A 20,786-nucleotide genomic window follows, 5' to 3' on the forward strand; every position below is an offset into this window, starting at 1 on the left:
ATGCGGTCGCGTTTCAAGCGGGCTTCTTGGCGGCCGCCTTCTTCGCCGCGGCACGCGACGATGCCTTCGGGCCGGTCGAGCGCGACGCCGGCTCGGCAGCTGGCGCCTTGGCGGTCTTCTTCGCTGCGGGTTTCTTCGTCGCGGCATTCTTCGCCGCGGCCTTCGCGGCCGGCGCCCTGGGCGCTTCGGCCGGTGTCGCGATGCGCACCGCGCGCGGCGCGGCCGGCGCCGGCGTCGGCCCGCCGGTCACCGCCAGCGGTGTGCCGGCCAGGTCGTCGCGGTAGGCCAGATTGCGCCGCCGCACATACCAGAGCCGCGGCAGGTTGGCCAGCCGTGTCCATTCGGCGTCCGAGGGCGCCGGCGCCGGCAGCGGCAAGGGCAGCCGCAGCCGCGTCAGGATCTCGAGCGGCTTGCGCAGCGCGACCTGGTTCGGCGCCGCGGGCCGGAGCGTGCGCACCCGCGATTCGAGGCGCGCAATCACCGCGCGCCAGTCGGCGCGCGGCACCGGTGCCAGCACCAGCACCGCGGTGCGGTCGAGCGCGGCCTCGCTGTCCTGCAGGTCGATCGGCGGCAGCGCCAGCGATTCCTCGACCAGCGCCGGCAGCTCGTCTTCGGGAATCACCGAGAAGTCGACATCGACCTCGGACGGAAAGTAGCGCTGCGTGAAATCGTTGGTGGCGATGATGCCGGGCGGCAGCGGGCCGGCCGGCGGCAGCGCCTGGAACTGCGTCGCCGCCGGAAAGCTGCGGCCGCCGAGCCGGCGCGTCACGTCCTCCAGGTGCGTGGTGTGCTGCATCAGGTGGGCGAGCCGCAGCGCGCGCGGCGCGAAGCCCAGGCCCGGCAGGTCGCCGCGGTCGGCACCGAGTTCGCGCCGCACCATCGCCTCGTCGATCCAGACCAGCCGGTTGCCTTCGAGCGCCAGCATCGCGAGCGGCAGCAGGCCCGAGGCGACGGCCGCGTTGCCGCCCTGCACGAAGATCGTGCGCGCCGCATGCGCGCGCCGCGCCTGCAGCGCATCGGCAGCGCCATCGTCCTGCCACGGCACCAGCGTCACGGCGGTGGCCTCGATCACGTCGCCGTCCTCCACGGTGCGCGGGCCGGTCAGCGTGGTCGGGTAGGCGCCGATCGGATTCGCCGTGTATTCCACCGGCCGCAGCGCCAGCACGAAGAGGCCGGTGCGGCTGCGCATCGGCGCCGCCGGAATGCGGCCGAGGCCGAAGCGCGCCGACAGCTGTTCGGCCAGCGGCAGGTCGCTCAGGTTGATGCGCAATTCGGCCGGCAGCAGCACCAGCTCGCCGGTCGGCGTGATGCCCTGCCCGGCTCCGATCACCAGTTGCGAGGCGCTGTCGCCGAGGTCGACCTCGAGACCGGTGGCGACGCCCGACCCGGCCGCGCGGCCGAGGTCGGCCTCGCGCGTGAGGAAGTACTGCTGGTCCTTGATCAGGTCGCGCGCCGCCAGGAAGCGGCCGTCGAAGTAACGCGGACGTTCGCGCCGCGCGTCCTCCACCAGCACGCCGCTGGCGCGCAGCCGCCGCACCTCTTCGAGGGCGATCTGTTCACGCGAGGCGCCGCGCGCGACGTTCGAGAAGTTCGAGCTGCGCGAATCGAGGAATTGGGTGGCCATGGCGGGCTCCGGAAGAGGACGATCAAAGGCCGGCCGACTGCCACAACAGCGGCATCGAGGGCAGGAAGCGGCGCGAGAAGTTGTCGACCAGCGGCGGGCCGACGGTGCGCTGCGGCGGGTTGGCCGCGCCCACCGGCAGCAGCACGCGGGCGATGAAGACCGCGCTGGTGTCGAGCAGCGGCGGATGCTCGGGCCCGGGCGGCAGGCCCTGCGCGGTGCCGCCGACGTGGCCCGAGGCGACATAGCCGCCGAGCACGGCATCCTGCGCCGCGGCGCTGCGTTCGGCCGGGCTGCCGGTGCCGAGCAGCGGGCCGGCCGGCGGCAGCGGCAGGCCGGCCTGGGTGTCAGAGAGCCCGGTGCGCGGCACCATCATCAGTTCGTAGGCATCGCGGATGCGCGATGTCGACACCGCATTGAGCGCATCGAAGGGGCCGGCCGCGAAGCTCGGCGTGAGGCCCACCGCGCACTGTGCGAAGCGCAGGTAGACATCGGCCACCACGGCGCGCGCGGGCAAGGCCGGATTGGCCGCCAGGAAGCGCGCCGAGACGAAGCGCTGCAGGTTGCCGTAGGCGCTGGTGCGCAAGGTGTCGCCGCCATCGGCCGCCGCCACATCGGCGAACCAGTCGGCCAGCCCGCGGCAGGCGGCGCGCGGCAGTTCGACCAGGCGGCCGAGCCGGTCGACCGCGACGCCGGGCCGCACGCGCACCTCCTCGGCCTGGGTCGGGCTCTGCGGCTGATGCTCGACCAGCAACCCGGCCAACGTGCCGCCGCCGGCCAGCAGCGACAAGGCGAGCGCGAGCCGGCCGCGATGGTAGGTCTGCTCGTCGCTGAAGTCCTGCGCATCGAGCAGCATGCCGGTGGCATAGGCCGGCCGCTCGGCGCGCGGCTGTGCGAACAGCGGATCGGCACTGGTGGCCAGGATGGTCATGGCTTACTCCTCTTGCTTTTGCGTGCCGGTTTCGGTGGCGTCGGCTCATCTGTAGCCGCCGGCTTGGGCGGTGGCGGCACCGGGCCGGCAGCGCGCACGACCAGCGGCGACACCAGCGGGCCGGCGACCACCGGGCGCACCGGGCTGACCACCGGGCCTGTGACCACCGGGCGCACGGGGCTCACGACCGGGCCGGCGATCACCGGTCCGGCGATCACGGGGCCGGTGACCGGCGGACGCACCGGATCGACGGCCGGCCCGACCACGGGCGGGCGCACCGGACCGATCACGGGCCCGGTCACGGGCGGCCGGACCGGGTCCACCGCCGGCCCGCCGATCGGCGGCCGCACGATCGGTGGATCGATCGGCGTCACCACGCGATCGCGCACCAGCACCACGATCTGGTCGGGCTGCGAGCGCATGCCGTCGTCGTCCACGACGACCAGCTGGAAGCGATGGCTGCCCGCGGGCAGGCCGTCCACCTCGATGCCGGGGACATCGGTGGTGACGGGCCTGCCGATCGTGAAGGCGACCATGGTGCGTCCTCCCGTTCCTCAGGTGGCGGGGCCGACGTAGGTCCAGAGGTACTTCACGACCTTGCCGCCGCCGACGTCGAAGGACCGCTCGCCGCTGAGCTTGAAGCTGGCGCCCGAGGCCACGGTCTGCGGCCCGGCGAGCACCGCGGTCGGTGCGCCCTGGTCGGCGACGATCACCACGATCTGGTCGGGCTTGGACTCGTTGCCCGAGTCGTCGACCACGATGAGGCGGAAGATCTGCCGGCCCACGGGCAACGGCTTGTCGGGGTTCACCGTGACTTCGATCACCGCCTCGGCGGTGCTGATGTCTGTGCCGATCACGAATTCAGCCATGGGGATTTCTCCTGGGTTATGAAAGTTTCGGATGTGGTCGCAGGGGCGGGCGCCCGGCACGCGGTACGGGCCGAACGTCTCCAACGCAAATGCAACCCCGGCGTCTCAGCGGTGGCGGGCGGTATGCCCTGGGCTGGCCGTTGAGGCACCGCCGAGCAGCGCAGCGGTGCGCGGAAAAAGGGCCGCGCGTGTTTGAGTGGAGCGCAGCGGAGCGAGTTTGCGCGGACCCCGCGTACCGTGAGCAGCGCAGGGCAGCCGCGAAGCGGCCGGTGACGTCGGCCGGCCCGGGGCATGCCGCCCGCCGCCGCAGCCCACGCACCGTAGCAAGCCATCCGATTCCAAAGAAGCGTCATGCACACCTCACAAGTTTCAGTCCCGCGGCGGCAGCAACCGCCACCGGTATTCGGTGATGCGTCGCCCTTCCGGCGCCCGCGACCCGCTGCCATCCAGCACGAAGCTGGTACCGATAGTCACAGCGCGGTCGCCTCCCGCATCGGCCACAGGCGGCCCGACCAGCACCCCCGTGTTGCCCGCAAGACGCGGGTCGAGCACACCCGGCCCGATGAGCCGATCGCCAAGCCCGATCGACGAGACCCCCACGCGCACCGGCCGCGGCGCGCGCGGCGGACCGAGGTAGGTGTCGACCCCGACCAGGCTGGCGATGCCAACCAGCAAAGGCCAGGTCGCGCCCACCACGCGCACCAGCACGTGCGCCGGCGCTTCCAGCTGCGCGATGCGGCGGATCAGCGCAAAGTCCTGCGGTTCGAGCTCCTGGTGCACCAGCACCGTGGCGCGATGGGCCAGGCGGCCGAGGAAGTCGAGCGCGGCCGCATCCTCGCTGTCGCTGGTCGCGACATCGGCGTACAGCGCCGCGAGCTCCGCACCCTCGCTGCTGCCGACGAACAGCGTGTCGCCGACGATCGAGTTGCCGCTCTGATGCAGGCCGGGCAGCAGCGGATCGTGCGCATCGCTCATGTCGACGCCTAGCAGCGTCGCCAGGATGCGGCGCAGCCTGAAGTCCTCGACCACCACGATCTCGCCGCCGCGCACCGCGCCGCCGCTGGCGACGTCGAGCGCCAGCCGCAGGCCGTCGCGCGTGCCGTGGCGCCGCGCCAGGTCGGGCGCCGCGCGCAGCCATTCGCGCCGCCGCGCCGCCGGCAATGCGGGATCGAAAGCCACACCGATCCAGGCGCCCAGCCATTCGAGATTGGATTCCGGCACGCCCTGCGGATCGCTCAGCAGATGGGCCGCCGCGACGCGGTCTTCCAGCTGCGTGAGAACGCCCTCGAAATTCGCGACCAGCCGCGCATTGAAATCCGCCGGCGTGGCCTGCGGCTGGTAGAGAGCGATGAAATCCAGCGGCACTGCGCCCTGCGTGTCGGTCTCGCGCCGCAGCCGCCAGGCGCTCGCGCCATCGCGCAGCAGCCAGGCCTGGCCCGTGCGTTCGACCGTCACCGAGGCCGCCGCGCCGGGCCGCACACCGGCCAGCATCAGGCGGGCGCGCAGCGTGTCGTCGAGCGCACCGCCGGCATCGAGCGCCGCCGCGTGCGCGATCTCGATGCGGCCGGCGCCGACACCCGGCGCCAGTGCCGCATCACCGAACAGGCTCTCGCGATAGACCCGCGGCAGGTAGCGGTCGACGTAGGAGAAGCGGCTGGCCCAGGCGCGCAGCGCGACGATCTCCGGGCTCGCGCGGCCATCGCCCGTGAGCACCACGCGCAGCCACAGGTAGCGCCCCTGCAGCGCGCGCACGCGGCGCCGGCTGGCCTGCACCAGGACACCGAAGAGGCCGCGCTGGCCCGGCACCCGCTCACCCGCGAGCAGGCCCGGATGGCCGGCCAGCTCGCTCGGCGCCCGGTCCCACGCGGCGCACGGCACCTGCGGGCCGCGCGCGGCCTCGTCGATGGCGGCGGCCTCGCGGCCGAAGGCATGCGGATGCCATTGCGTGCCGTCGTCGTCGGCCGGCGGCCGGGCGTCGTTGGTCGCGGCCAGCCACACCACGAAGCCGCAGTGCGGCGGAATCGCGGCCTCGGCGTTGAGCCGGTGCCAGACCGTGGTGGTGTCGCCGCTGTCGATCATCGAGGCGCGGAAATCGTCCTCCGCCGCGGCGAGAAAATTGCGCGCCTCGCCGCGCCGCGCGGCAGTCTGGTAGGACAAGGCATGGAGCGGCTCGGCCCGGCGCACCGCCACCGGGTAATGGGGCGGCTGGCCGTTCTCGCGCACGCCGCCGCAGAACGCTGCCTCGCGCGCCGCGGTATTCAGCGGGAACACCTCGCCGAGCGGCAGCACGCGGCGCTGCGCATCGGCGGCCCCGAGGTCGAAGGCCGGTGCATCGCGCCGGCCCGGCACGCGCAGCACGATCCGGTCGCCGTCGAGCGTCGCGAGGGCATAGGCATAGGCGGCGCCCTCGAGCCGGAGCGGCGCATCGAAGCGGGCCTCGGCCGCGTTCCAGCGCCGCACCGCCGCGCTGCCCAGGCCATCGAGCCAGCACAGCAGCATCGGCCCGCCGGTCCTGTCGTCGGCGATCGCGAGCACGCGCTCGCTGGCACCCAGCGACAGCGCCGCGAACAGCTCGAGCGTCGGCGGGCAGCCGTTCTCCGGTTGCGGGCGGAACACTTGCGGGCCGTACATGTCGGTGGTCGGCGTCTGCGCGCGCAAGGGCTTGCCATGCAGCCGCGCGACGCGGCCGCTGGTGCGTTCGAGGGCCCAGGCACCGCCGGCCGCGATCGGGGCGATGCGCCAGGCCACGAAGCCCTCGAGCGCCACCGGCACATCGCTCCAGCGGTCGCGCAGGTCGTGCATCAGCACGCGGCCGGCGAGCGCGACGAGCAGCACGCCGTCGTGCGCGACGCAGAGATCGCTCGGCGTCTCCTCGAGCTCCAGCAGCAGCACGTCGTCGGGCAGCGGCCCGTGCACCACCACGCCGCGCAGGCCGCCGTCCCAGCTGGCGACGCATTCGAGCGCATCGACCGCGCGCGGCACCTCTTCCAGCGCGGCCTGGGCGGCGACGAAGGCGGCCGCCGGTGCCAGCGCCGGCACGAGCGTGCGTTCGGAAGCCAGCCGCAGCGCGGCGCACGACCCGGCGACGCCGGCATGCCGCAGGTCGGGCCATGCGGCCCGGTCGGCGAGCTGCCAGAAGCGGAGGCCGTTGGAGTCCATGTCAGTGCCCGCCTCGCGAGGCATGCGGTCGATGAAACCCTCGAGGGTTCGGGGCGCGTGCCGAGCAGAGTACGCCGTCGGCGTGAGCCCGCTCCGGCGCCTCGACGCCGCAAAGAGTGCAAGAGCTCGGCTTCATCTAGCAGACCTCCGGCACAACCGGCACCGCCACCGCATTGTCTTCCGCGAACGGATTCGGCAGCGCCGACAGATCCTTCGGCGGTGCATCGCCCTCCAACGCGACCACCGCCAGCAGCTCGGGCAGCTGCCAGGCCAGCAGCGCGAGGATCTGCGCGCCGTCGGAGGCGATCGAGGGCAGCGCCTGCCAGGCGTCGCCGTTGCGCTGGAACAGCGTGATGCCGCGCAGCTCGTCGACGCCGTCGACCCGCGACACCTCGACCTCGAGCTCGCGGCTGCGCACCGCGCGGCCCAGCGGCCAGCCCTTGCGGTCGAGCCCGCCCGGCGCCAGGGGCCACAGCAGGCGCCGCAGCGCTTCGCGCACCTCGAGCAGCACCTTGTCGCGCGCGAAGCCGTCGCGCAGCCGCACCGCGACCGCGATGCCGAGCGGCACGTAGTCGCAGCCGATCACGTACAGCTCGGTGGCCAGCGGCACCCGCGCCGCCAGGTGCGCATGCAGGCGCTCGATGAAGGGCCGGTCGGGCCGCGGGTTCGGCGCCGGCTGCAGCGGCGCGGCCGGCAGCCCCATCACGCTGACCACGCCGGGCACGTTGAAGCGCCGGTCGGCCGGCTTGAAGCGCGGCAGCACCTCGATGCGACCGACGTCGATGCCCGGTGCTTCTTCCGACAAGCGGCGGTAGTCCTCCTCGGTCACAGCGCGGTCGCGGTGCCGCAGCATCGCGGGGATGCGGCGCTCGGCCAGGGCCAGCGTCTCGGCATCCTCGCCGCCCTCGGCCGCCAGCGGCTGCTGCACCGTGATCGCGGGCGCGGCGCGGCCGTCGATGCGTGTTGCCCGCAGTTCGCCCATGCTGCCCGGCGGCAGGTTGCCGGCACGGCCGCCACCGAAGCGCCCGCTCGCCAGCCGCACGCGCATCTCGCGTTCGGGCACGCGACCGCGTACGCCGTCGCCGAACAGCAGCGTGCCGGCCTCGGCATCGAGCTGGAACACGCGGGCCTCGCGCGCCACGCCGGCATCGGCGCTGACCGCCGCCAGGTCGTCGACCGCGGTCCAGTCGCGATAGCCCTGCCCCGGCTCCTCGACCTGCACCCCCAGCGATGACGGATCGACCGAACCGAAGGGCAGCGAGAAGCTCTGCGAACCGGCGCCGGTCGACACGCCGAGCACGCGCGCCGCCACCGTGGTGCGCTGGTCGACCTCGGCCGCGTTGATGCCGAGCCAGGCCAGCTTGAGCGAATCGACGCTCTCGCCCGGCTTCGGCCGCAGGCGCAGCCAGGCGACCACGCGCGCCGCGCGGTCCGGGTCGTCGAGCCGCGGCGGCGCATCGCCCACACCGGCCAGCGGGTTGATGCCGACGTCGTTGGGTGGCGCCCAGATGTCGCGCTGGCCCGGCAGCTGCAGCCGCAAGCTGCCGGCACGCGCCAGCCCGCCGCTGCTGTCGGTGCCGGGCTGCACGCCGAGCGTCAGGTAGTCGGTCGCGAAACCGCTCGCGCCCTGCGTCGTGAGTTCCCACAGCACCGGCACCGGCGCGGGCGTCGCCACATCCTCGAAGGGCGCCGGCATCGTGAGCGCCGGCACCACGCCGACCGACAGCAGCGCCGGCAGGCCGCTGGCGCCGCCGCTGCCCATCGCCAGCTTGACCGCGCCGTTCACGTCCGGCTGGTCGACCGTCCGCGGCGCCACCGGCGCCAGCAGCGCGACCCACAGCGCGCGATCGGCGCTCTGGCCGAAGACATCGAGCCCGCCGGGCACCGCCCTGCCCTCGGCGAACACCGGCGTCGTCTCGTAGCCCTGCGGCGTGCCCGCGATGCCATGGATGCGAGCCAGGCCCTGCAGCACATCGGCCCGGTCGGCGCGCTCCTGCGGGCTCAGCCGGCGCTTGATGTAGGCCTCGCCGCTGAGCGGCAGCACGGTGATCTCGGCCAGCGTCTCGAAAGGCAGCGCGGCCTTCACGCTGCCGTGGGGCGCCAGCGTGTGGGCGCCGAGCTCGGTCGGCTGCGTGAAGCCCAGGCTGACGACCGTGCGCGCCGGCTGGGCCGGCTTGAGGCCCATGCCGAGCAGCTTGAGGAACACCAGCCGCTGCCGCTCCGGGATCAGGTTGGCGCGGTACAGGAGCGCATCGCCGAGCCAGGCGAAGAGCTCGATCAGCGTGCGGCCCGGGTCGCCGAGGCGCGGGTTGGTCCACTCCGGCGTGTGGGCCGGGATGCGCGCGATCAGATCCTCGACCAGGTCGTCGAAGCGTCTGTCGTCGAGTGAAGGCGGCAGGATGGGCATGGTTCAGCCTTCCAGTTGCACGGTCACGTTCATGGCGCCCGGCGCTCCGGTGCGCGCGAGCCGGAAGACGATCTCGACCCGCAGCGCGCTCGGTTCGTTGTCGACCTCCCAGACCTCGACCGCGTCGAGCAGGATGCGGCGCTCCCAGCGCGTCAGCGCGTCGCGCACCAGGTCGCGTATCTGGCGCCGGGTGGCCACCGTGTTGGGCGCATGCAGCAAGCGGTCGAGGCCACCGCCGAAGTCGGGCCGCATCAGCTGCTCGCCCGGCCGGGTCGAGAGAATCAGCCGGATCCCGTCGCGCACCGACTGCGCGAGATCGGGCCACGCGAGCGCGCCGTTCGCGTCGGGCAAAGGCAAGAGTGGGAATCCGCTCATGACGGATACGGCGGCTTCGCCGGCGCCTTGTTGCCCATCTTCGGAAACGGCACGCAGATCTTGATGAAGAAGAGCCAGCCGAAGATCAGGTTGAACAGCGTGAGGAAGATGTTCAGCACGATGAAGGCACAGATCGTGATGATCGGGATGTTGAAGCCGCAGATCCAGGTGATGCCGAGCGTGCCCATGTCGGCCTTGCCTTCGAGCAGGTCCTTGGCCTTGCCCGACAAGAGGTTCTGCATCGACGGCGGCACCACGAAGGCGACGTTGGGCTTCAACTGCTTGAGCATGCCGCGGTCGCTGGCGTCGGGCAGCGGGATCATCACCGGCGGCCGCGCATCGGCGCTCTCGTACCAGGGCGCGATCACGAAGGGCTCGCTCTCCTGGCTCCAGACGATGCGTGTCGGGCAGGCGCCCTCGGGCTTGATGCGCACGAAGGCGCGCACCTGGTAGCGCGCGCCGGGTTCGTCGTAGCGGCAACTCTGCGGCAGCAGCGCCGCGGCGCGCGCCTGCATCGCCGAGTGCATCGCGTTGGCCAGCCCCTGGGTCAGCTCGGGGCTCAGCGCCGGCCAGCGCTCGGGCATCTCGAGCGGCGCCGCGATGCTCTCCTTCTTGAGCAGCAGCTTGCAGGCGTCGGCGAGGAAGAGGTCGGCGCGCACGGTGTCCGGTTCGGACTGGCCCTGCTTCAGGACCAATGGCAGGCGGATGGCCGCGAGCGCGGTGCGCAGCGCGTTCGCCTCGGCGCCGCCGTCGAAGGCATTGAACTCGCTCGCGAGCTGGCGCAGCAGCAGCAGGAAGACGCGCATCCGGCCGGCCGGCTGGCTCGGCTGCTCGCTGTTCTCGATCGGCGCCTTCAAGGCCGCGAACTGAGCCGCGCTGACGTCGGCGGGCCTGACTTCGCCGGGCGCCTCGCTGGCATCGAACCAGCCCGGCACCACCTGCGCGCCGGCGAACGGGAACGGCGTCGCCAGACCGCGCAGCGGCGCCGCCAGGTGGGTGCGGAAGGCGCTCGAGTTGGGCCCGAAATCGACCGACCCGGCCGCGCTCGCCGCCGGCGCGGCCTCGCTGATCTCGCTGCTCACGGTCGGCACCATGCCGTAGAACACGGTCTTGCCGGCCTCGGCGCAGACGTCGGGCGGCGCGATGAACAGCGGCACCACGTCTTCCTCGAACAGGTTGTCGGGCTGCCGCAGCGCGAAGCCCGAGAGCTGCCGGTCGATGTCGGCCACGCCGGTCAGCCGGCGCTGCAGCCGGTGCCGCGCCGCCGGATCGCTGGCGCTGCCGCCGACTCTCGAAATGGGCACCCAGCCGCGCACCCTGCCGTTCGATCGCATCCAGCCCTGCGGCTGGCCGCCGGCATCGAGCCGGCGCACCACCAGGCCCGCCGAATCGACCCGCTGCGGATCGATGCGCGGCGCGCCGGGCGTGTCGCACCAGGCCTCGACCAGCGCCAGGTGGAACTGGCGCTGGATCGGCTGGAACAGCTTCAGCGTGCCCTGGGCATTCACGGCTTTCGCGCGCCGGCCGGCCAGCGCCTGCCGGCCCTGCGGGCTGCGCAGCTCGTCGAGCGTGGACTGGATGAAGTCCTCGTCGCTACGCTGCAGCAGCACGGGCCTTGCGCTGGCGAGGATGTCGCGCGGGGCGCCGATGAGGATGTCGTGCATGGCGTCGTCCTCCTGGCGCTACCAGACGTTGCCCGCGCCGGGCGTGTAGCTGGTCGAGATCACGGCGTTGGTCTGCAGCACGTCGCACTTGACCATGCCCGAGAACTTCGACATCGCGGCATCGACCGTCACCATGCCGGCCGTGACTTCGACGGTCGAGGCCTGCACCTTGACCTTGGCCGCGGCCTGCACCGTGATGCCGGCCGATTCGAGCGTGATCGAGTTGCCGTTGCTGTCCTCGATCTTGACGCTGCCCGGGCCGTCCTTGAGCGTGAGCTTCTGGCCGCCGGGGGTCTCGAGCTGCAGCGTCTCCTGGCCGTCCTGGTCGTCGAGCGTGACCACGATGCCGTTCTTCGACTTGATGCGCTTGAAGCGGTTGCGGCCGCCCGACTCGATCGCGGCCGGCGGCGTTGCCGCGCCGTTCCACAGGCCGCCGATCACGAGCGGATGGCGCGCATCGCCCTGCACGAAGACCACCAGCACCTCATCGTCGACCTCGGGCAGGAAGAACACGCCGCGGTCGCTGCCCGCGAACGAGGAGACCACGCGCGCCCACATCGTCGAATCCTGTTCGTCGACATCGGCGAAGGACAGCAGCTTGACCCGCACACGGGCGCGGTTGTCGGGGTCGTCGAGCGAGACCACGCGGGCAAGGAAGCCGGATTGCATCCAGCCGGCGGGGTTGTTGAATACGGCGTCGCGCTTCATGTCATTGATTCATGTAGGCGCACTCGGCGCGGAACTCGGTGCGGTAGCCCTGCCGCATGTCGAACAGGTGCCGCGCCTCGGTCACGTAGTAGCTGTTGTCGAACTGCGGCGAGATGCCGGCCAGCCGCACCTGGGCGCCGACCCGCATGCGCGCATTGCCCTCGGCCGTGCCCTCGGCGCGCAGGAAGCGGCGCGCGCGCTGGTCCATCGCGGCCTCGGCCAGCGCCTGCGCCTCGCCGTCGGTCGACACCGCGAAAGTGCCGACATGCTCGCTGCGGGTGCCGAAGGCCTCCTGCGCCCAGGCCACGCCGCTTTTGCCGCTGCCCGGCCCGCCATGCGTGATGCCGGTGGCCGAGCCGCTCACCGGGCTGCCGTCCTGCGCGTTCCAGCCCGCGGTGGTCACGGCCGTGACCTGGTCCGCGAGATCGGCCGTGATGCGCACCCGCGCCAGCTGGCTGTTGAGCGTGAGCTCGATCGTGCCGCGCTGCACCTCCTGCCGCGGCGCCACGGTGAGCGCCGTGCCCGTGACCTGCAGGTCGGCCTCGAAGCGCGCGGCCAGTCGCCGCAGGAAGCCGAGATCGGTCTCGTTGAGCTGCATCCAGGTGCCGCTGGGCGACGCCAGGCCGGTCACCGTCGGCGACAGGCCGAGATCCCCGGCCACGGCCTGGATCACGTCGGCCGGCGTCATGTCGGCATAGACCTTGGTGCGGCGGGCCCGCCGCGCGGCACCGAGCCCGTCCTCGGCCAGCACCACGAGCTCGGGCGGCTGGCCGTAGTTGCAGACCATCTCGAGCGCGCTGACCTTGCCGCGGAAGATCTCGTTCGGCGCCGCCTCGTCGCCGGTGCCGACCAGCAGCTCGGCGCCCAGCTTCAGCGGCGACTGGGCGTCGAAGGCCAGCTCGGCGCCGCCGCTGCCGGTGGCGACCCAGTTCGCGAGCCGCAGTTCGAGCGTGCTCATGCCGCCCTCGCTCTCCTCCATGCGCATCGCGCTCAGCAAGGTGGTGACCCGCTCGACCGCCTGGCCGCCGACGCGCACCACCGGCCGGGCACTGAAGATCGCCGATTCGCTGAGGCTGGTCTCGGACATGTGTTGGCTCCTTCGCGCGCCGCGCTCAATCGGCCGACAGGCGCGCCTGCCGCTCGCAGAAGATCCGCAGCTCGCGCTCGAACTGCTCGCGCGGATCGGGCGGCGGCGACGCCGCGGTCGCAGGCGCGTCGCCGGCGCTGCCGCGGGCCGGCTCGCGTTCGATCTCGGCCGAGACTTCGTCGAATGAAATGGGCATCGTCAACCTCCGAATCCGATTCGTGCATGCAGGTCGGCGCTGGCACCGACGTCGGCCGACAGGCTGGCGCCGCCGCTGGCCCGCGCGCGGCCGCCGAGCCCGAAGGACACCGGCCCGCTGACGCCGGCCGCCGGCAGCAGCGCGGCGCGGGCCGAGGCCGTATCGACCGAGGCGCTGGCGCCCGCGGTGCCGACGCGCAGCCCCGCGAATGCGGCCCCGGCGGTGGCGCCGATGCCGAGCCCGGCGCCGCCGCCGAGCGACAGACCGCCGCCTATCGATGCACCGCCGCCGACGGAGACACCGCCACCGACACCACCCCCGACCGACAGCCCCGCGCCGGCCGAGAAGGCCACCGGCGCGCCGATGCTGACCGAGCCGCCGACCGACAGCGAGGCGCTGGCGCCGAAGCGCAGGCTGGCCGCGCCATTGGCCGAGGCGATCGCGCGCGCGGCCCGCGGGTCGCCGAGCGCATTGGCGACCGAGGCCGGCGCCGCGCCCGGCGGCACATCGACCGGATCGGGCGTCAGGTTGCCGTCGACGCTGGCGTCGGGGTTCTTGCTGCTCTGGAACTCGACCTCCTGCGCGGCCAGCGTCAGCGCGATGCTGGCGCGCAGCGGCACGCCGCTGGCGGCGAAGAAATCGATCGTTTCCTTGTACTGCTCGATCACGCCCTTGAAGGTGTAGCTGCCCCAGCCGAACGCGACCTTGGGCGCGAACTTCTTCTTGCCGTCCTTGGCCGGCTCCATCAGGCGCGAGATGGTCTCGGTCTGGATCCGCACGTCGCTGCCGTCGTCGCTGCTGTCGTAGACCAAGGTCATCGACAGCTTGGCGGTGCTCTTCTTGACGAACTGGCGGGCGCCGTTGTTGCCGTTGCGGTCGTCGAACTCGTTGCTGATCGTGTATTCGAGCGAGACCGGATTGAACTGCACCGCGATCGCGCCGCCACCCGCGCCCGGCCCCTCGAGCACGTCGAAGGTGGCGGATTCGACCGTGGGGGCGTCGGGCAGGCTGGCCATGGCGGGTTGCTTTCCTAGTCGACGATCAGGCGCAGACCCTCGTGCGCGAGGTGCAGTTCCTCGACGCCGATGTCGCCTCCCTTGGCGTTCAGGTCCGAGGCCTTGAACTTGACCGGCATGCACTTGTCCAGGCCCCAGGTCACGACCGTCTCGCCGGCTGCGTCCTGCATCTGGATCTCGGCCGAGAGCCGGTAGGCATAGGCACCGCCGGCCACCAGCTGGAACCACTTGAAGGCATCGCGCGTGGTCGTCATGCCGCGCTTGAGCACCACGGTGGCGAAGCTCACCGGCCCGGGCCGCTGGGCTGCGCCGTAGTTGACGCCGCCGGCCTTGATCACCTTCGGCTCCATGGTCGCCTCCAGGCCGGTGCATTCGGCGAAGGCGCCGCTGCAGACGTCCACGCTGTCGCCGCCCTGCGCGTTCGAGAAGCTCACATGGAAGCGGAACGCATGCAGCGGCTGCAGCAGGTTCTCGGGCAGGTCCTGGGCGGGCATCAGGCAGCCTCCCGCAGCGCCGCGGCGCTGCTCGCGTTGTTGAGGTCGAGCACCACCGTGATGCGCTCGATCGATGCCGCCGGCCGCAGCGTGATCTCGACGATCATGCGGCCGGCATCGAGGTCGGCCTGGGTCATGGTGGTGCGGTCGCAGCGCACCGCGAAGGCATCGCCGATGGTGGCGCCGGCAAAGGCGCCTTCGGCCCAGAAGCCGGCCAGCAGGTTGTCGATGCTGCGCCGCAGCCGGGCCCAGGTGGCCGGGCCGTTGAGATCGAAGGCCAGGCAGTCGCCGGCCGCGCGCGCGGCGCGCAGGATGGTGCCCATCAGGCGCGAGGTGCCACCGAAGCGCCAGGCCTCCTGCGACGACAGCGTGACGTCCGACTGCAGCGCCCAGCCCTCGGGCTGCTGCGCGAACAGGCAGACGTGGCGCGCCAGCCGCGCGTCGGGGCTGTCGTCGCCGAGGCCCCACGAGGGCTGCGGCTCGGCATCCACCACGTCGCGCAGCCGCGCCACCGAGAAATCGCCGGCCACCGAGCGGAAGCTGCCGCGCAGGCTAGCGCTGGCGGCGATCAGGCCGGCCAGCACGCCGTCGGGCGATTCCAGCCACTCGGGCAGGTCGACCGCCGCCTGCGTGCGCAGCCAGGGCCAGGCCAGTTGCACGAAGGCGCTCGCCGCGCCCGGGTCCTGGTCGGACGGAATCGCGGCTTCGGAGAGCACGCCGATGCGCCGCAGATAGGCGCCCATCTCGGCCTGCGCATGCACCTGGCCGTCGCCGCTGACGCGCCGGGTCTCGGCCTGCGGCAGCGGCAGCGCGGCGATCAGCATCAGCTCGCGCTGGTGCCGGGCCAGGAACGCGCGCACCGCGACCAGCGCCAGCTGCCAGGCCAGGTAGCCCTCGCTGTCGAGCCGCGGCGCCGGCAGCCGGCGCAGCGTGGTGTCGTCGGGCGGCGCATCGTTGTCGCTGCACTCGACGAAGCCGGTCGGCACCGCGGGCGGCGGCAGCTCGGTGCGCGGCGGCGGATCGCTGGTGCAGCAGGCGTCGGCCAGGTCGGGCAGCAGCAGCAGGCTCAGCTCGCGCAGGCCGTACGCATGGTGGATGCCCTGCCAGGTCGAAGGCTCCGAAGGCACGAACAGGCGCGCCGGATTCGTGCGGTCGGCGAAGTCGGGGATCATGCGGCGCAGCCGCTCGCGCCGGGTCGCCGCGGGATCGGCCAGCGTCTCGACGAAGGGCCAGGGGTCGCCGACCCGGACCACGATCGCGCGGCGGCCGCCGCGGGCGAAGAAGCTGCGCACCGCGGCGCCCAGGTAGGTCGCGCAGACCGCGATGCCGGTGTCGGTGTCGGCCGGGTCCGCACGCAGGGGCCGCGTCTCCCACGCGAACAGCGCGTCGAAGCGGGCCCAGCTGTCGATCACCACCGGCAGGTTCAGCAGCGCCTCGACCTGCTCGGGCGGCCGGGCCCAGAGCCCGTCGATCCAGCCGCCCTCGCGCAGCTGGTCGCGCACCGCGTCCGGCAGCGGCGTGCCGGCCCGGCGCGCCACATGGCCGACGAAGCAGGCGACGTCGGCACGGCGCAGGTCGGGTGCGACCGGCGGGGCGGCGGTTTCGAACAGCAGGCTCATGGCGCGGTGTCGCTCGGGCGAATGTTCAGGCTTCCATCTCGAGCGCTTCGGACGACAGCACCAGCTCTTCCATCGCGACATCGCCGCCGCCCTTGGCCGCCAGGGTCGGGCCGGTGTACTTCATCGGCAGCACGCCGCGCAGCACCCACGACTGCACCGGCTTCTGCGACTCGTCGAGCAGCAGGATCGTGATGCTCTTCTTGGCGTCGGGGCCCTTGGTGCGCGAGTCCTTGATCCACTGGAACAGCGAGATCGAGTTGACGATGCCGCGCTTCAGCGTGACGTCCGAGACCTTGTGCACGCCGCCGACCTTGCGCACGTGGTTCTCCTTGTCGTTGCCGTTGCGGTACTCGGCGATCGTGAGCTCGGTGCCGATGCCCGAGACATCCGAGAAGCCGCCGAAAGTCTCGCCGCCATCGAAGTTGACGACGAAGTTGAAGGCGCCGTAGGGCGTGGTGCGATTGGCCATGTTGGTTCCCCTTGATGCTTCTCGACTCAGGCGCGGGCGTCAGCCGTCTTCTGGCCGATGCGGAAGATGACGAACTCGGCCGGCTTGATGATCGCCACGCCGATGAGGCAGATCAGCCGCCCGTTGTCGAGATCGTTCTGCGTCATGGTGGTGCGGTCGCAGCGCACGAAGTAGGCTTCCTCGGTGGTGGTGCCGAGCAGCGCCCCGCCGCGCCATTCGTTGTAGAGATAGTCCGAGATGGTCTGCCGCACGTTGGCCCACAGGCGCTCGCCGTTGGGCTCGAACACCGCCCACTGCGTGCCGCGGTCGATCGAGGCTTCGAGGTAGTTGAAGTAGCGCCGGTCGGAGACGTACTTCCATTCCGGGTCGCTCGACGCCAGCCGCGCGCCCCACACACGGTAGCCGCGGCCCGACAGGTAGCGCAGGCAGTTGACGCCGATCGGGTTCAGCAGCTCCTGCTGGGCGAAGTTGATGTCGCTCTCGAAGCGCAGCGCGCCGGTCACGACCTCGTTGGCCGGCGCCTTGTAGACGCCGCGCTGGGTGTCGTTGCGCGCGTAGATGCCGGCCACGAAGCCCGAGGGCGGCAGCGCGATCTCGCGCGGGATGTCGTCGCGGCCCGGCCGCGCCAGCGGGTTCGAGACGATCACCCACGGGTAGTAAAGCGCGGCATAGCGCGAGTCGATGCGGCCGCGCGCGATGCGCATGCCGCCGGGCGTCTGGTTCGGCTCGCAGTCGAGCACCGCGATGCGGTAGGCGCGGCGCCGCTCCGCATGACCGATCAGCGCGCCCTGGATCGCCTGCGCGTCGGCGTATGCGCTGCTGCCGGGCGCCGCCACGATCGACACGTCCTCGAGCCCCGACAGGGTCGCCAGCGCATCGGCGTAGCTGCCGGCCGTGCCTTCGGCGCCCGTGATCGGCGCATTGCCGTCGGTGCCGCCGGCCAGCACCAGCAGCCGGCGGCCGTCGGTGTCGCCGACCACCGCGGGCAGCGCCCGCACCGCGGCCGCCAGTTCGAAGGCGCTGACGCCGCTGCCGATCTGCGCCGCCACCAGGTTGGCGAGCGCGTCGGCCCGGTTGGCCGGGTTCTGCGCCAGCACGGTGCCGAGCCAGCGCGGATGCGCGGGTGCGTATCCGAGTTCGTCCCACGACTGCGCGTAGCCATCGGCATCGATCACGTCGACCGCCAGCGTCACCAGGTTGGCGACCGCATCGGCACCGCCGGGCGTGTCTTCGGCGGCCAGGCCGGCCAGCGACAGCGCCGTGTTGCCGTTGTCGAGCCAGGTCGCGCCGCTGCCGGTGTAGAGCGTCTCGGTGTCGTCGACCCGGATGCTCAGCAGGCTGCCCGCGGGCGCGGTGCCCAGCGTGCGCACCGTGGCGGGACGCGCCGCTTCCCGGAACAGCACACGGCCGTTGTAGGCCGCGCCCGCGAAACGCGCGCGAATCGCGGCGTTCTCCGCATCGGCGCCGCCGCTCAGCAGCGCCCCGCTGGCCAGGGCCGCCGTGTTGAGCGTGCGCACCACGTAGAGCCGCGAACCGCCGTTGTCGAAATAGGCCCGCGCCGCATGGGCGACGAAGTTGAGCCGCCGCGCGGCATCGCTCACGTCGCCCAGCGCGAGGTTCTCGAGGCTGCCGTAGATGCGCTCGAAATCGGGCAGGCTCGTGACCAGCTCCGGCACACCGCCAAGCGGTCCGCGCCGCGTCGGCCCGACGAAGGCGGTGGTGCTGGTGCCGACCCCTTCGATCGACTTGGCGCGGAAGCTGGTTTCTTCGACGTAGACGCCGGGTGCCAGGTATTCGGGCATGGCCTATCTCCTTTGCATGAAGGTTGCGGGTGCTGGACGACGGATGACTCGCTGGGCCTTCATGGCAATGCGAGCGCGAGGGAAAGGGACTGCGATCGCCCGGCAGCGAGCTGCAGGTCGAGCGTGGCGTTGGGCAGGTCGTCGCGCTCGGCCTCGAGCCGCTCGGGATCGACCTGCGGCAGCGCGGCCGGCGCCCGGCCGGCGCGCACCGCGGCCGCCGGCAGCCGCAGGCCCGCGGCCGGGTCGAAAACGATCTGCAGCTGTGCGGCGGTCTCGCTCGCGACCACCGCATCGTCCTCGTCCGACCAGGTCGTGACCGGCACGCCGGGCACCGGCACCAGCGCTTCGCCGCGCCAGTCGCTGAGGCCGCGGGCCAGCACGCGCAGGCCGCTGCGCACGATGAACAGCGCACCGCCGAGCGCATCGCCGCTGGCCGATTCGCGCAGCGAGATGCGCAGCACGGCCCAGTTGGCGCCGAGCGGCGCGGTGCTCGCCGGGTACATCGCGACTTCGATCGGCCGGAACAGCGAGTCGGCCTCTGACGCACGGTCGGCCGCTGGCTCGCGCGGCAAGGCCAGCGTGGCGATGCGCGGCAGGTAGCCGCCGCTGGGGTCGGCCAAGGTCGCGCTCAGGGCCACCGAGCCGATCGCGGGCGCGGCCGGCGGAGCTTCGAAGGCCCCTTCGTGGGCGGCCAGCAGATCGGCCTGCGTGATCACGTAGAGGCCGCTGCGATTGCGGCGCACGCGGGCGCCGTCGATGCGCACCTGCAGCGGCAGGTCGACCGCGGCACGGGTGCCGGCATCGACGCAGCGCAGCGCGCCGAGCACGCGCGTGTCGATGTGTTCGAGTTCGCGGATCACGAGGGTCATGGCGCCTCCCCCGCCGGCCGCGCCGTGCCGTAGCCGAAGCGCGTGGCGACCACCGGACCGGCCTCGAGCATCCGGTCGGGGTCGATCCGCACCAGCCGCGCCACGTACGACACCGACAGCCGGTACGGCGGCGCGAGCGCATCCCAGATCCGCATCATGTCCTCCACCGGCAGCTCCGACGGGATGATCTGGATCACCTCCTCGGGACTCCAGGCCGCCTCGGGCGACAGCGATGACGCATCGAGGATCGGATGCAGGTACAGCTGGCGCAGCGCCCAGGCGAAGGGCAGCAGTTCGTCCTGCGCGGTGCCGGCCCAGGCGGTCAGCAGGAAGTGCAGGTCGAGCCCGAGCGGCGCCTGCTGCTGCGGCGACATCAGGCCGGGCCGCTGCTGGCGGTTGTGCTCGTTGACCGTCACGCGGTAGAGGTAGAGCGTGATGCGCGTGCTCTCGTCGATGGTGCCCGCGAGTTCGCCCGAGGACAGCAGTGCGAAGTCGCAGGACGGCATTGCCTGCGGCCCCACGCTGGCCGGGTAGGTGTTGCGCAGGAAGGTCGCGATCGACGCGCCGACCGAATGGATCGCCTGGATGTTCGCCATGGTCTTCAGCGCCCGCCGCGATGCCAGCCGCGCGGCATCACGGCGGCGCGGCCCGGTAGATCACGCTGCCCTCCGGCAGGCTGGTGCGCACGATCACGCGCTGCCGCACCAGCCGCTCGAGCGCCGATCGCACATCGGGCAACGGCAGGTCCACGCCCATGCGCGGCAGCCACCATTGCGCGATGCCCTCTTCCGTGTCGGCAGCCTGCGGCCAGCGCGCGAGGTAGGCTTCGATGGCCTCCGCAGCGCGCCGCGTTCTGCTTTCCGCCGACCCATCGAGCAATGCAGTCTCCAGGCAAGGTCATGCCTTCTCATTGCGAATCGCGTGCCAGTCGGCGCCTGCGCGCCAAGTGCTTGATTTGATTGGAAGCAGCCGCCGCGCGCAGGCCTGCGCCGGGTCAACGCCGACCCGGTTCCAGCGACCCACCGGGGCGCGGCGGACCCGGCCGCGCGGACCGGCTGGCGTAGTAGGCTTCGGGCTGAAGCACCTCGAAAGTGAAAGGCCTCCCATGACCCCAGCGTTCCCGATCGGCAGGCCCTGCCTCGCCCTGCTGCTCGCCGCCTGCGCCACCGGCCTGCACGCCCAGCCGGCCAGCTGGCGCGGCGACTTCGTCTACTTCGCGGATGCCGCGCTGTTCACCGACTGCGCCAGCGGCAAGCGCTGGCCGGTGGCGATGACCGCCGACGCGGTCGCCCTGCAGCGCAGCTACCTCGAATGGCGCAAGGAGCCCGCGGCGGCGCTGCTGGTCAACTTCGACGGCCGGCTCGAAGTGCGCGAGGCGATGGAGGGCCCGGCGCGCGAGCAGATGGTGGTCGAGAAATTCCGCTCGGTGGAACCGGGGAACACCTGCGCGACGCTGGCGGCCGCGCAGGCCAAGTGAGGCGCGGGCAACAGCGGGCCGCC

At 72.5% G+C, this 20,786-nt stretch carries 20 protein-coding genes; 1 reads left to right on the forward strand and 19 read right to left on the reverse strand.

Translation table 11 applies throughout. The annotated features are described in order from the left end of the window. Nucleotides 1–13: 13 nt before the first annotated feature. From QTI45_RS10895 to QTI45_RS10985, 19 genes are all read right to left on the reverse strand, one after another. Complete coding sequence (locus QTI45_RS10895; RefSeq protein WP_286654352.1) at nucleotides 14–1,624, reverse strand: hypothetical protein; 1,611 nt, start codon at nucleotides 1,622–1,624, stop codon at nucleotides 14–16. A 22-nt stretch (nucleotides 1,625–1,646) separates the two neighbouring features. Then, nucleotides 1,647–2,552, reverse strand: coding sequence for a hypothetical protein (locus tag QTI45_RS10900; protein ID WP_286654353.1), 906 nt, complete (start codon nucleotides 2,550–2,552; stop codon nucleotides 1,647–1,649). Then, nucleotides 2,549–3,088: a hypothetical protein gene (locus QTI45_RS10905; protein WP_286654354.1), complete on the reverse strand. Its 540-nt coding sequence runs from the start codon at nucleotides 3,086–3,088 to the stop codon at nucleotides 2,549–2,551. Before QTI45_RS10905 ends, QTI45_RS10900 begins: the two co-directional genes overlap by 4 nt. Before the next feature lie 18 nt (nucleotides 3,089–3,106). After that, complete coding sequence (locus QTI45_RS10910; protein ID WP_286372765.1) at nucleotides 3,107–3,421, reverse strand: hypothetical protein; 315 nt, start codon at nucleotides 3,419–3,421, stop codon at nucleotides 3,107–3,109. A gap of 369 nt (nucleotides 3,422–3,790) precedes the next feature. After that, nucleotides 3,791–6,580: a phage tail protein gene (locus tag QTI45_RS10915; RefSeq protein ID WP_286654355.1), complete on the reverse strand. Its 2,790-nt coding sequence runs from the start codon at nucleotides 6,578–6,580 to the stop codon at nucleotides 3,791–3,793. Nucleotides 6,581–6,716: 136 nt separating this feature from the next. Beyond that, nucleotides 6,717–8,987, reverse strand: a complete 2,271-nt coding sequence (locus QTI45_RS10920) for a putative baseplate assembly protein (RefSeq protein ID WP_286654356.1) — start codon at nucleotides 8,985–8,987, stop codon at nucleotides 6,717–6,719. Between the two features lie 3 nt (nucleotides 8,988–8,990). Beyond that, the gene (locus QTI45_RS10925; protein WP_286373912.1) at nucleotides 8,991–9,344 is read right to left on the reverse strand and encodes a GPW/gp25 family protein; all 354 of its coding nucleotides are present in this window, start codon (nucleotides 9,342–9,344) and stop codon (nucleotides 8,991–8,993) included. 14 nt (nucleotides 9,345–9,358) lie between these two features. Then, the gene (locus QTI45_RS10930) at nucleotides 9,359–11,026 is read right to left on the reverse strand and encodes a hypothetical protein (RefSeq protein ID WP_286654357.1); all 1,668 of its coding nucleotides are present in this window, start codon (nucleotides 11,024–11,026) and stop codon (nucleotides 9,359–9,361) included. An 18-nt stretch (nucleotides 11,027–11,044) separates the two neighbouring features. Continuing rightward, nucleotides 11,045–11,734 carry a phage baseplate assembly protein V gene (locus QTI45_RS10935; protein ID WP_286654358.1) on the reverse strand — a complete coding sequence of 230 codons (690 nt, stop codon included), beginning with the start codon at nucleotides 11,732–11,734 and terminating at the stop codon, nucleotides 11,045–11,047. Nucleotide 11,735: 1 nt separating this feature from the next. Further along, nucleotides 11,736–12,821, reverse strand: a complete 1,086-nt coding sequence (locus QTI45_RS10940) for a phage late control D family protein (protein ID WP_286654359.1) — start codon at nucleotides 12,819–12,821, stop codon at nucleotides 11,736–11,738. A gap of 25 nt (nucleotides 12,822–12,846) precedes the next feature. Beyond that, entirely contained in the window at nucleotides 12,847–13,017 is a 171-nt protein-coding gene (locus QTI45_RS10945; RefSeq protein WP_286373908.1) for a hypothetical protein, read from the reverse strand. Nucleotides 13,018–13,019: 2 nt separating this feature from the next. Beyond that, nucleotides 13,020–14,033, reverse strand: coding sequence for a CIS tube protein (locus QTI45_RS10950; protein WP_286654360.1), 1,014 nt, complete (start codon nucleotides 14,031–14,033; stop codon nucleotides 13,020–13,022). A gap of 14 nt (nucleotides 14,034–14,047) precedes the next feature. Then, complete coding sequence (locus QTI45_RS10955; RefSeq protein ID WP_286373906.1) at nucleotides 14,048–14,527, reverse strand: phage tail protein; 480 nt, start codon at nucleotides 14,525–14,527, stop codon at nucleotides 14,048–14,050. Continuing rightward, entirely contained in the window at nucleotides 14,527–16,146 is a 1,620-nt protein-coding gene (locus QTI45_RS10960; RefSeq protein ID WP_286654361.1) for a phage tail protein, read from the reverse strand. Before QTI45_RS10960 ends, QTI45_RS10955 begins: the two co-directional genes overlap by 1 nt. Before the next feature lie 25 nt (nucleotides 16,147–16,171). Beyond that, a complete protein-coding gene (locus QTI45_RS10965; protein ID WP_286373904.1) occupies nucleotides 16,172–16,615 on the reverse strand; it encodes a phage tail protein in 444 nt (147 codons plus the stop codon). Between the two features lie 26 nt (nucleotides 16,616–16,641). Then, on the reverse strand, nucleotides 16,642–18,417 hold the full coding sequence (locus QTI45_RS10970) for a phage tail sheath family protein (RefSeq protein ID WP_286654362.1): 1,776 nt from the start codon (nucleotides 18,415–18,417) through the stop codon (nucleotides 16,642–16,644). A 59-nt stretch (nucleotides 18,418–18,476) separates the two neighbouring features. Continuing rightward, nucleotides 18,477–19,286, reverse strand: a complete 810-nt coding sequence (locus QTI45_RS10975; protein WP_286654363.1) for a hypothetical protein — start codon at nucleotides 19,284–19,286, stop codon at nucleotides 18,477–18,479. Beyond that, the gene (locus QTI45_RS10980) at nucleotides 19,283–19,882 is read right to left on the reverse strand and encodes a Pvc16 family protein (protein WP_286373901.1); all 600 of its coding nucleotides are present in this window, start codon (nucleotides 19,880–19,882) and stop codon (nucleotides 19,283–19,285) included. The genes QTI45_RS10975 and QTI45_RS10980 overlap by 4 nt, the downstream gene beginning before the upstream one ends. Nucleotides 19,883–19,919: 37 nt before the next feature. Further along, the gene (locus tag QTI45_RS10985) at nucleotides 19,920–20,165 is read right to left on the reverse strand and encodes a hypothetical protein (RefSeq protein WP_286373900.1); all 246 of its coding nucleotides are present in this window, start codon (nucleotides 20,163–20,165) and stop codon (nucleotides 19,920–19,922) included. A 226-nt stretch (nucleotides 20,166–20,391) separates the two neighbouring features. Here QTI45_RS10985 and QTI45_RS10990 point away from each other — a divergent pair, with 226 nt between their 5' ends. Further along, the gene (locus QTI45_RS10990) at nucleotides 20,392–20,763 is read left to right on the forward strand and encodes a hypothetical protein (protein ID WP_286654364.1); all 372 of its coding nucleotides are present in this window, start codon (nucleotides 20,392–20,394) and stop codon (nucleotides 20,761–20,763) included. The last annotated feature ends 23 nt before the right edge of the window (nucleotides 20,764–20,786 follow it).

The sequence above is a fragment of the Variovorax saccharolyticus genome, from assembly GCF_030316765.1.
GTDB lineage: Bacteria > Pseudomonadota > Gammaproteobacteria > Burkholderiales > Burkholderiaceae_C > Variovorax > Variovorax saccharolyticus.